Annotated in this window: 11 protein-coding genes; 2 read left to right on the forward strand and 9 right to left on the reverse strand. The window is 66.7% G+C overall.

The window, feature by feature from the left end; translation table 11 throughout:
- Nucleotides 1-7: 7 nt before the first annotated feature.
- From J3476_RS24985 to J3476_RS25005, 5 genes are read right to left on the reverse strand one after another with little or no spacing between them, the layout of a single operon-like run.
- A complete protein-coding gene (locus J3476_RS24985) occupies nucleotides 8-862 on the reverse strand; it encodes a polysaccharide deacetylase (RefSeq protein WP_207068992.1) in 855 nt (284 codons plus the stop codon).
- Nucleotides 852-1,820, reverse strand: coding sequence for an agmatinase (gene speB / locus J3476_RS24990; protein WP_207068993.1), 969 nt, complete (start codon nucleotides 1,818-1,820; stop codon nucleotides 852-854). The genes J3476_RS24985 and speB overlap by 11 nt, the downstream gene beginning before the upstream one ends.
- Nucleotides 1,817-2,578 (reverse strand): SDR family NAD(P)-dependent oxidoreductase, encoded by a 762-nt coding sequence (locus J3476_RS24995; protein ID WP_207068994.1) that lies wholly within the window; start codon nucleotides 2,576-2,578, stop codon nucleotides 1,817-1,819. The genes speB and J3476_RS24995 overlap by 4 nt, the downstream gene beginning before the upstream one ends.
- Nucleotides 2,575-3,273 (reverse strand): SDR family NAD(P)-dependent oxidoreductase, encoded by a 699-nt coding sequence (locus tag J3476_RS25000; protein ID WP_207068995.1) that lies wholly within the window; start codon nucleotides 3,271-3,273, stop codon nucleotides 2,575-2,577. Before J3476_RS25000 ends, J3476_RS24995 begins: the two co-directional genes overlap by 4 nt.
- The gene (locus J3476_RS25005) at nucleotides 3,266-4,711 is read right to left on the reverse strand and encodes an APC family permease (protein ID WP_207068996.1); all 1,446 of its coding nucleotides are present in this window, start codon (nucleotides 4,709-4,711) and stop codon (nucleotides 3,266-3,268) included. Before J3476_RS25005 ends, J3476_RS25000 begins: the two co-directional genes overlap by 8 nt.
- Nucleotides 4,712-4,875: 164 nt before the next feature.
- Here J3476_RS25005 and J3476_RS25010 point away from each other — a divergent pair, with 164 nt between their 5' ends.
- Nucleotides 4,876-6,222, forward strand: coding sequence for a PucR family transcriptional regulator (locus J3476_RS25010; RefSeq protein WP_207068997.1), 1,347 nt, complete (start codon nucleotides 4,876-4,878; stop codon nucleotides 6,220-6,222).
- Nucleotides 6,223-6,331: 109 nt separating this feature from the next.
- Here the strand turns inward: J3476_RS25010 and J3476_RS25015 are convergent, their stop codons facing one another.
- Entirely contained in the window at nucleotides 6,332-8,047 is a 1,716-nt protein-coding gene (locus J3476_RS25015) for a VanW family protein (RefSeq protein ID WP_207068998.1), read from the reverse strand.
- A 187-nt stretch (nucleotides 8,048-8,234) separates the two neighbouring features.
- Nucleotides 8,235-8,948 carry an SDR family NAD(P)-dependent oxidoreductase gene (locus tag J3476_RS25020; RefSeq protein ID WP_207068999.1) on the reverse strand — a complete coding sequence of 238 codons (714 nt, stop codon included), beginning with the start codon at nucleotides 8,946-8,948 and terminating at the stop codon, nucleotides 8,235-8,237.
- Between the two features lie 104 nt (nucleotides 8,949-9,052).
- Here J3476_RS25020 and J3476_RS25025 point away from each other — a divergent pair, with 104 nt between their 5' ends.
- A complete protein-coding gene (locus J3476_RS25025) occupies nucleotides 9,053-9,652 on the forward strand; it encodes a TetR/AcrR family transcriptional regulator (RefSeq protein WP_207069000.1) in 600 nt (199 codons plus the stop codon).
- A 54-nt stretch (nucleotides 9,653-9,706) separates the two neighbouring features.
- Here J3476_RS25025 and J3476_RS25030 read toward each other — a convergent pair whose 3' ends face one another.
- Both J3476_RS25030 and J3476_RS25035 read right to left on the reverse strand, forming a co-directional pair.
- Nucleotides 9,707-9,994: a hypothetical protein gene (locus J3476_RS25030; protein ID WP_207069001.1), complete on the reverse strand. Its 288-nt coding sequence runs from the start codon at nucleotides 9,992-9,994 to the stop codon at nucleotides 9,707-9,709.
- A 106-nt stretch (nucleotides 9,995-10,100) separates the two neighbouring features.
- Nucleotides 10,101-11,069, reverse strand: a 969-nt coding sequence (locus J3476_RS25035) for an amidohydrolase family protein (protein ID WP_207069002.1), incomplete at its 5' end; no start/stop codon positions are given.

Raw genomic sequence — 11,069 nt, forward strand, 5'->3', positions numbered from 1 at the left:
CGGCACGTCACGCTGGGCCCGGGCGGGTGATGGTGCGGGGCGGCAGGTGCAGCGTCCGGACATGTTCGGCGATGGCGCCGAGATTGGTGGTCCATACGTCGTCGTGGCCGACGACGTAGCGCATCAGGTCACCGAGTTCGGCGGCGCGCGAGGCGCGCCCGGACAGAAACGGATGGTTGGTGAGCACCCAACACGCGCGGGCAGCACGCAGTGCGTCGAACTCCAGCTGCCACAATTCCCGCGCTTTGCGGGGGCTTTCGATCAATCCACTGCCGGCGATGTCCGGCAGATAGCAATACTGCTCCCAGTCGTCGAGCGCCCATTGGATGGGTATCTCCACCACCGAGCCGTCCCCCACCGCGAGCTCGTAAGGATGGTCGGCGTCCATCAAACTGGAGTCGTAGAGAAACCCTCGCTCGACCAGCAGTTCTGGCGTACGCCAGGACAGATCCCACATCGGTGCGCGGTAGCCGACCGGCCGGACACCGGCCACCTCGGCCAGTGCTTGCAAACCCCGGTCGAGCGCCTCGATCTCCTGGGCCAGGGTCAGCGCGGTCGGTTGTTCGTGCAGGTATCCGTGGTGGGCGATCTCGTGTCCGGCTTCGACGATACGACGCACGGCGGCGGGGTACCGATGTGCGGTGTGCCCAGGGACGAAGAAGGTCGCCGGAATCTGGTGTGTGTCCAGGAGTTCGAGAATCCGCGGTAGCCCGACAAGCGGCCCGTAGGCCTGATGGGACATGACGCTCATCCGCGCCGCGACGGCATCATTGCCCCACAGCACCGCTGACTCGGCGTCCACGTCGAACGTGAAGGCCGCCGCGGCCGACTTGCCGCCGGGCCAACGGAGATCAGAAGTCATCAGCCATCAGAGTAACCAGTTCATACGCGAGATTGGCGGCTGCGACGGCGGTCACCTCACCGTTGTCGTAGGCGGGAGCGACCTCCACGACGTCGGCCCCGACGATGCGGAGAGTACGGAGCGCACGCAGCACGGCGACCAGTTCACGGCTGGTCATACCACCGATCTCCGGTGTTCCGGTGCCCGGCGCGAAGGCGGGGTCCAGGACGTCGATGTCGATCGACACGTACACGGGGTGGTCCCCGACGCGGGTCAGGATGCGGTCGATGACACCGTCGATCCCGATTCGGTCGATATCGCGACAGTGCACCACCGTGAACCCCATCGCCTCGTCCTCGAGCAGGTCCGCCCGGTCGTACAGCGATCCCCGGATGCCGACGTGGGCGGAGCGGTCTTTGACCAGCAGCCCCTGCTCGGCGGCGCGGCGAAACGGGGTGCCGTGTGTACACGGTGCTCCGAAATAGGTGTCCCAGGTGTCGAGGTGCGCGTCGAAATGAATCAGGGCCACGGGCCCGTGCACCTGGTTGACGGCCTGCAGTGCGGGAAGCGCAATCGTGTGGTCGCCGCCGAGCAACACCACCCGTTGCTCCGGACGTACGAGCAGTCCGGCCACCGCGTCCCGGATCTGCGTCACTGCCTCGGAGATGTCGAACGGATTGGCCGAGACGTCACCGGCGTCGACCACCTGGGCCTGCGCGAACGGGGTGATGTCGAGCGCAGGGTGGTACGGCTTGAGCAGCCTGGAAGCCTGTCGAATGGCGGCGGGACCGAACCGCGCGCCGGGCCGATAGGTGACCCCGCTGTCGAACGGAACTCCGATCACGGCGATGTCGTGATCAGCCACCTCGTGCCGCTGCGGGAGCCGAGCGAAGGTGGCCAAGCCCGCGTAACGCGGCACCACCCGGGCGTCTACCTGACCAATCTTTCCCGTCTGCGTCGTCACATACCGCTCGGTCATACCCTGCTCCTCGTCGTCCCACCGTTACAGGAGATCACCTGGCCGACAACCGCTTCCATGGAAAAGTCAGCCAGCAGTTCGACCGCTGCAGAGATCTCGCCGGACGTTCCGAGTCGGGCCAGTGGGATCGTCTCGGCGTAATGTGCCTGGATCGAGGCCAGGTCCGTCCCGGCCGCGTCGGCGTCGACCTGCAGTTGTGGGGTGTCGATCACGCCGGGCGCCACGGCGTTGACGATGATCCGTTCCGGCGCGAGCTCTCGGCCCAACGTCTTGACCAGCGAGATGAGTCCCGCCTTGGACGCGGCGTACGCGGTGGCGTCAGGCCAGCCGGTCACACCCCATTCACTGGTGATGACCACGATCCGCCCCTCACCCGCTCTGCGCATGTGCGGCAGAACGGCCTGCACCAGATGGAACGTGCCGCCGAGGTTGGTGTCGACGACGCGCCACCAGTCCCGTTCGTCGTGCTGCAGCATCGGTGCCATGGTCATGTAGGCATGGTTGGCCACCAGCACGTCCAGCCGACCGGTGGCCGCCGCGACGGCATCGGCGATCCGGGTGCAGACCTCCGGTTCGGACACATCACCGGGGACCGCGACGCCGCTGATCTCGTCGGCCAGTTCACTCAGCGCGCCACTGGCCCGTATGTCGTTGACCGCCACTGTCGCCCCTGCGGCGGCCAGCCTGCGCGCGTGGGCGGCTCCCATTCCCTGTGCCGCACCGGTCACCAGTGCGACCCGGCCCTCCAGTGAGCTCATATGACCGCCCCCGCATTCACGTTCACCACATCGCCGGTGCTGAAGGTCGCATCGCAGACGAGGTATTCCACACAGCGGGCCACTTCGGCGGGTGCAGTGAGCCGGCGCAGCGGCAGCGTGGCCAGATAATCTTCTGCACGCCAGGGCGAGTCCGCTGCCAGCAGCGGAGTGTCGGTGGGGCCCGGTGCGACGACGTTGACTCGGACGCCGCTTCCCGCGACCTCGACCGCCAGGCTGCGCGCCAGCCCGAGGATCGTCCCCTTTGCTGCTGCGTAGTGCGCGTCATGTTCTCCGCCGCCGACAGCGAGTTCACTGGCGACCGCCACGATGGCCCCCGAGCGGCGCCGCAACATCCCGGGTAGACACGCCCGAGAGGCGTTGAAGAAGCCACCCAGGTGCACACGCAGCATGCGTCGCCACGCCTGAACACTGATCTCGCCCACTGGCGCCATCTCATAGTGTCCCGCCGACGTCACCAGTGCCACGATCGGTCCCAGCCTGCGCTCGATCTCGGCGACGGCACCGGTCACTGCGGCACCGTCGGAAACATCGACCGCCACAGCGTGATCGGCGTCTGCCCGGTCACTGAGGTCCAGCGCGCCCACGCGGTATCCACGACCTCGTAGCGCCGAGACGGTGGCCGCGCCGATCCCGCTGGCACCACCGGTGACGATGGCTACCGGCGCCTCAGGCATCCGCCGACTCCGGTTCGACGGAAACCTCGGTGCCGACGATGCGGCGGCGCAAGCCGAGCAGGATCGCCAGACCGACGACCAGCAACACCGCGACCCCGATCCAGACCGACCAGTCCAGGTAACGCTGCTCGTACACGGCCCGCGGCCAGGAGATGTTCAGCATCTGCAGTACCGCCCAGACCGCGGCGGCCACCGCCACCGGAGCCGTTGCCTTGCCCAGCGAGAACTTTCCGTCTGTCCACTTGCGCCGTGCCAGCACCACGACGAAACCGATGACCGGGAACAGGAAGGCGAGATAGAACCCGCCCGTGGTGAAGTTGACCATCAGCGAGTAGATGTCTCCGGCCACTGTGCTGAGCAGAAACAGCGCCCCTCCCGCGACTGTCGTCACCAGGATGGCCAGCACCGGAATCCGGGCGGTGCCGCTCAGTCGCGCCAACGCGGTGGCGCCGGGCAGCGCGCCATCGCGGGCGTATGCCCAGATCACCCGCGACGCCGAGGTCTGCAGTGCCAGGAAACTGGCGACGAAGCCGATGACGAACAGCATCTCGACAGGTTTGGCGATGCCGTGACCCAATGCGGTGGTGAGGGTTTCGTAGACCGGATCGGCCACGGTGCCGGCAGTCACGGCGTCGAGGTCGGGAATCGCCAGGATGATCGCCAGGCTGGAGTAGGCCACCACCAGCGCGATGAAGGTCAGTGAGAACAACACGGCCTTCGGTAGGTCGCGCTGCGGCTCGTGCACTTCCTCGGCGATCGCGCCGGCGCTCTCGAAGCCCACGAAAGAGAAGCCGATGAACACCACCGCCAACAGGAACGGGCCGTTGAGGTAGGCCCAGGTGCTCATGTCTGTGCCACCACCGTCGAACAGCACCGAGATCGAGTTCTGCCGATGGAACAGCAGCAGCCAGGTGCCCAATCCGAGCGAGCCGATCACTTCAGCCACGATGCTCGCCGTCATGAATATCTTCAGCGCACCGCGCCCGATCAGATTGATCGCGGTACCGCCGATGAGAATGAAGAGCGCGATCACAGCCCGCAACCCACCCGACGGCGCTTCCACCCCGGCGATGTTGGCCACGAATCCTGCCGCCCCGAGGGCCACCGTCGCCATCGCGATGACCAGCGTCCACATGTACACCCAGCCCGCCAGCCACCCGTAGGTGGTGCCCAGCAGGCGGCGTGACCATTGATATATCGACCCTTCCAGCGGCCAGCGCGACACCAGCACCGCGAAAACCAGCGCGACCAGGAACTGTCCGGCGAAGACCAGACCAAAGCCCCACCAGAAGCTGGGGCCGGCCGCGGCCAGAGCCAGGCCGAAGATCCCGTAGAGCGCCACTATCGGCGAGATGAAGGCGAAGGCGAACGCGAATGCCGACCACAGCGAGAACTCCCGCCGCAGCACGTTCGCCCCGTTGGCGTCAGATGCTGACATCACAACTCCTCAAGACGTGGTTGGACGAACTATCAACGCCAGCTCCGCATGGTGCCAGTCTTCGGCACGAAGACGCCGCAAAAGCACCACCGGGGAGCACTGGCATTGTGCGATCGCACAACCTCGGCAGGCCATCCGCGTTTCGTCGGCGTTACGCTCGGCTGATGCCGAATCCCACGCTGCGCGACGTCCTCGGCTCCGTGCCCGGCCTGGTCGAAGCGGAGCCGGGCACCGGCGACCTCGACCAGCCCGTCAGCTGGGCGCACACCACGGAACTGCGCGACCCGTCGCGCTACCTGCGCGGCGGGGAACTGGTGTGCACGGTGGGGATCAGCCTGCGCAGTGCGCAGGACTGCCGGGACTTCGTCGGTTCGTTGCGCGGCGCAGGCGTGTCCGGGCTGTGTTTCGGGGTCGGTGACGTTCATGACGACGTGCCGGGCGATCTGCTCGAGCAGTGCCGCGAACACCAGCTGCCCCTGCTGGTCGCGCCGCTCGAGGTGCCCTTCGCCGCGCTCGGTCGATTCATCGCCGATTCCCGCATGGGTGACGAGATCGCGGCCGCCCGCGCAACCAACACCCTTGTCCCTGAGCTGCTCTCGGCGCAGCGCCGCGGCGAATCGGTACGTCAGTTGCTCGACCGCGCGGGACAGGTGTTGGGCGGCTACTTCATCCTCGATCGGGACAGTGCCGACGGGTTGGTCACCGTGGAAGGACTGGGGGTCCTGGTGTGGGTGGGACGGGACGACCCCCCTGAGCGGGCGGTGCTGGAGGTGATCGCCCGCTTCGCTCAGGCAGCCCAAGGTGATCGCGACATCGAGGCGGCGCTGTCGCGCGAGCGGGTCGGTCAGCTGTTGTCCCTGGTGGAGCGCCGGATGCTGCTCCCGGATGCTCTCAACCAGCTGGTGGCGTGGCCAGGGCTCGCGGCGCCAGAGCTGGCGTGTTCGGCCTGGCCCGCGGGAGCAGGTGCAGTGTTGTCCCTGGCATTTCCCGACGCGCTGGTCGGCGACGCACCCGAGGTGTGCCTGGTGGTCACCGACGTCGCCGACGACCTTCGTCGGGTGGCCTCCGAGCTGTCACTTCCGTCGGGACATTCCGCCGCGACACCCCTGGTCGACCTGGGCTCGGCCATCGTCCAAGCGCGTATCGCCCTGGAGATGGCGCGCCAGCACGGCGGCAGTATCGGGCCGGATCAGCTCAGCACGCTGAGCAGTCTGCTCGAAGGACTTCCGGCAAACCGTTTGGCTCCGTTCAAGAATCAGCTCATCGACCCTCTCGAGGAGATCGACCGCGACCGTGGCACGCAACACATCAGAACGCTGCGGACTTTCCTGTCCAACAACGGATCGGTGATGGACACTGCGCGCGAGCTGTTCCTGCACACCAACACCGTGCGTCACCGATTGGGGCGGATCCACGAGCTGACCGGACGCAACCCCATGAACGTGGAAGACCTCGCCGCCTTCTCCATCGGGCTGCAAGCCAGGGACCGCTCTCCTCAACGGCCGGCCTGACGCCCGTTGCCGGTGCGACCACCAACACCCGCCTCCGCGCAGGGAATTGACGCTGTCGGGCCGCGACGGTGGACGTGTTCCGCTGCCTTGGTGTGATCAGCGGGCTTCCTCAACCGCCGCAGATCACCCGCGGGATGGGGTCATAGGTCACGGTGTGTGACTCCGTTGTCGTCTCCCCGGTGACGATGTCGCGCAGGGTTCGGGTGTCGGTGATGGTGAACCCCGACGCGCCGCCGCTGGCGCTGCACGCCTCACCGGCGGGGATCGTGATGGTCTGCGGGCTGGTCGGACGGCTGCGCGAGCTCTGCGAGGACGTCACCTCGTAGCGTTTGATCCCGACGAGGCGGACGGTGACGGAACTGGGCGTCCAGTCCGTCTGGATCTGCACCGACGTGGGGCCGTCGTTGCGGAACTTCACATCGAGCACGTCGCCGAACACCGTGGCCTCCCGGCCGGCCGGATATCGGCTGATGTAGTAACTGTGCTCGTGGTGCTCGACGTCTTCCATTCCGGCGAAGTACGCGGCGTTGAACAGGGTGGTCGCCAACTGCGAGACCCCGCCGCCGACACCGCGTGCGGGCCTGCCGTTGCGGATGATTCCCGCCTCGACATACCCGGCCGCGGCGTTGCGCGGGTTGGTTGCCTCGTTGAGGCTGAACGTCTCTCCCGGCCCGACCACGATCCCGTCGATCTGTTCGGCGGCACGCCTGATGTTCTTGCCCGAATCACTGGCGAAACCACTTGTCTCGAATTCGCCGATGACGCCGATCGGGCCGAGCCCGTCGAGTTCGACCATCGTGAACGTGGCCGGTTCAGTGACGTAGACCGCGTCGAGTTCGCGGTCGTCGTCACTGGCGAGCACCGGGAGGAGATTCTCCAGGGTGGCGTCGTAGTCGACGCGGCGGGCCGCCTGTTCGGGAGTCTTGGCCGGCGGACTCACCGTGAAGTCGATATCGGCGTTGCGGCCCGGGACCTCGGACGCCTCGAGCTGTGGGCGGAGCGCGTCCACCACGATCGTGGTGTCGATCATCGGTTCCAGTCGCCCACCCTCGACCTCGAACCCCAACGCCGAAGCAATCGTCTGCTCGGAAAGGATCGCCCGCGTGTCGTTCTCGGCGTCGACGATGACAGGCGCCGAGACCGCGGGTGTCGCGACGTCGCGCAGGGCAGCGTCGACGTCCGCAGCGGTGGTGCTCGGTTCGAGTTCCGCCATCGGCAGATTGACGATCCCGCCCAGTGCCCAATCCCGGATGAGCACACCCGCCGCGGCGTCGACATCGAGTCGTTGCCCGCTCTCCGGGTCGGCCGCTACCGGTTCGCCGTCGACGAAGTCGATCGACCCTTCGACCGGGTCCTCGGCGACGTCGGCGGCGAGAACCTCCAAGGTGGCGGTCAGGGCCTGATCGTCCACCGACGAGACGACGCCCACCGGGGTGTCGACGAAGAACGACGTGAGCCGGGTGATCGGGTTCAGCGGCTGCCCGCCGGCTTGAGCAACCGTTGCGCGCGCATCGACCTGAAGATCGATCGAGCGTGGCGTCACCTCGGTGTCCAGTGCGCCCACCGTCACGGGGATGGGCTCCTCGGACCGCGGGCCGACGACGTCCCGGAGTCGATCCTCGGCCTCGTCCGGCGCCAGCCCGCCGAGCGGCACACCGGCAGCGGTGACCCCGCGAGGGACTTTGCCCGAGGTGACGATCAGGTCCGTGACGTACACCGCGGCCAACAGGACCAGCGGAAATCCGAGGAGAAGGAACACGCGGCGTCGACGCCAGGCGGCACCGTGGAGCGCCAACCCGTTTTCGGTCAGCCAGGTGGCCGGCATGGCTCTGTTCCTCAAAAGTCGATTCGCCCCGGGTGTCCGCGGCCGCATTGTTCTCAGCAACTGTCCAGGGGACTCGATTCATCCTATCGACTGGCCGTCGGGTCGGTCTGGCTCGAGAGTGGGCCTGCTTCCGGCGCCGCTTCGGCGCGGATGCCGAGTCGGGACGTCGATGCCCGTCTCGGGGCGCCTACAGGCTGAACTCCCGCGGAGGGCCGCTCAACGCAGCTTTGGCCGCCACGGCCATCGGGTCCAATATTTCGATGTCACCGGCTTGCAGTCCGTCGAGCGCCAGCGTGACCAGATCGGCAGGATCGAGGACGACACCGTCGGGGAATTCGATACCGTTGCGTTCGGCGAACTCGAACAGCGTTGGGGTACCGATCAATCCGGGCATCAACGCGGTCACCAGCGTGCCCTGTCCCTGCAATTCGAGGCGGACCCCGTTGGTCAGGCCCCATTCGGCGGATTTGGCTGCAGCATAAGCAGTGTTGCCCGACACGGTGTTCCAGGCCGCGACGGACAGCACGTTGAGAATGGCGCCGCCGCCGTTACGGGCGAGTATCGGGGCGAAGGCTCGAACCATGGACAGCGTGCCGAAGTAGTTGGACTCCATGGTGGACCTGATGCCTGCCAGATCGCCGGTGACGAGGTCGCCTCCCGCGGTGTCGGCCGCGTTGTTGATGAGCAAGTCGACATCCGCGGCACGGGCGGCGGCCGCAGCGACCGACGCCTGGTCAGTGATGTCGAGGGCAATCACCTCGACCCCGGGGATGTCCACGAGTTCCGGCCGCCGCGCGCCGGCGTAGACCTTGGCTCCCCGGCGGAGCAGTTCGTGCGCGAAATGCCACCCGATGCCCCGGTTCGCCCCGGTGACCAGCGCCGTAGCTCCGTACAGGTCCATGAGTCCTCCCACCTGGTCGACAGAACGAAAGTGACCATCCGGTCACCTTGCGAAGCCAAAGCTGCCACAAGATGACCATGCGGTCAACTTGGTAGCCTGGGCGGGTGAATTCGACTCCGACAGTCCGCGCGGACGCCGCGCGCAATCGCGAGTCGTTGCTGGCTGCCGCCGAGCAGGAGTTCGCCGAAAGGGGCCTGTCAGCCTCGGTGGCCGACATCGCGCGCAGAGCAGGCGTCGCCAAGGGCACGGTGTTCCGCCACTTCGCCACCAAGGAGGACCTGATCGCCTCCATCGTCTGCGCGCACATCGCAGCGCTGACCGAAGCCGCTCGGAGACTCTCCGACGCGGCCGACCCCGGAACCGCGCTGCTGGAGTTCCTGACCATCGCCGCCGATCAACGACAACAGCACGATCTGACGTTCCTGCAGTCAGCCAGCGAGAGCGACCCACGGGTCAACGAGGTCCGCGACGAATTGCACTCGGCCTTGGGAACTCTGGTCGGCCGCGCACATCAGTCAGGAGCGATCCGCTCCGACGTCACCGAAACCGACGTCTTCCTGCTGATGTGCGCCCCGGTCCATGTCGTCGAGAACCTCGCCGCCCCGGAGCCGCTGCTGTGGAAGCGGTATCTGGCCATCATCTTCGACGGATTGCGGCCCGAAGGCGCCCACCCGCTCCCCCAGCCGGCGCCGGAGTTGGCTTAGCCGAGTCGCGCGCCAGCCGTCCGGGCCGCTACGAAATGTGTCGACCGCCGTCGGTCAGAGGTGCGGCGCTTCCTTGATGGTGCTCTCCGGCGTACCGACCGTCTGGCAGTAGGTGGTGATCGACACGCGCGTCCCGGCCAGCTCCGCGTTGGCGGGCTCGTTCTTGCCCTCGTCGGTCAGCATCTTGGTGATCGACTCGTTCTGCGATGCCTCGTCAGCAGCCAGGAAGTCCTCGCAGGTGGTATCGCCACCCTGATTGGTGACCTCCTCGACCTGGGAACATCCACTGAGGACGGCGGCCGTGGCCAGCATGGACATCATCAGCACCTGCGCACGTTTCATGGCGATCTTGTTTCCCCGAAATGACGCTGTCGAAACGCCGATCCGCACAGCCTCGACCGATCAGGCCGGCACGCCGGCACTGTCAGTCGGAATCATCTCGCGGCGCTCAGGAGGAGGAGCGACCGCCCGTCATGATCGTGGCCATCCTGGCCTTCATTTCTCCGTAGGTGAGCGCGTGCACCCCTGGTTTGGGGATGCGATCGACGGCCACCTTCGGCGTTGACAGGCCCTTGCCCGCCACTCTGCTGCGCAGCGCAGCCACGGTGCAGTTCTCCCGCCCCAACCGCTCGACCCCGCTGTAGCCGAAGGCGCGGGCGGCATTGCGCCAGCTGATGGCCTCGATCTCGTCATCGGAGCACCCCTGCAGCTCCGCGGCGAGCTGTTCGGGAGCATCCGGCCAGCTCGAGTCCGAATGCGGATAATCCATTTCCCAACAGATGTTTTCGAGTCCGATACGATGGCGGTTCTCGATACCGACGCGGTCGCGGATGAAGCATGACAGGAAGTTCCTGCGAAACACGTCGGTGGGGGTGAGCCCTTCACCGAGATCGTCGCCGGTCCAGGCCCGCTGCCGGCTGTAGACGTCCTCGAAGCGCTCGAGCAGAAACGGAATCCAGCCTATGCCACCTTCGGACAGCGCGAACGTGATCGTCGGGAACTCCTTGACCACCCGCGAGAACAACAGGTCCGCGGTGAATCGACCGGTGTCCAACGCCAACATGGAGTTGTAGGCGAGGTAGCTGGTCTGGTCCGAGGGCACGGGCAGGCCGCCGCCGGTACCGATGTGGATGTTGACGACGGTGTTGTTCTCGCAGACGGCTTCCCACATCACATCCCAGTGTGGGTCCTGCCAGGGCGGCTGCCCGTAGTTGGCGATGTGTTGTGGGACGGTGACCGCACGGCACCCCAGCGACGCCAGCCTGCGCACCTCATCGGCCGACTGCTGCGCATCCCACAGCGGCAGGATCCCCATCGGGATGAAGCGGTCCGGATGTGCACCGCACCAATCCTCGATGTGCCAGTCGTTGTAGGCCTTCACCATGACGCCCGAGGTGTGGGCTTGACCCCGTTTGGT

Origin of the sequence: Mycobacterium sp. PO1, assembly GCF_017312405.1 — a bacterium.
GTDB lineage: Bacteria > Actinomycetota > Actinomycetes > Mycobacteriales > Mycobacteriaceae > Mycobacterium.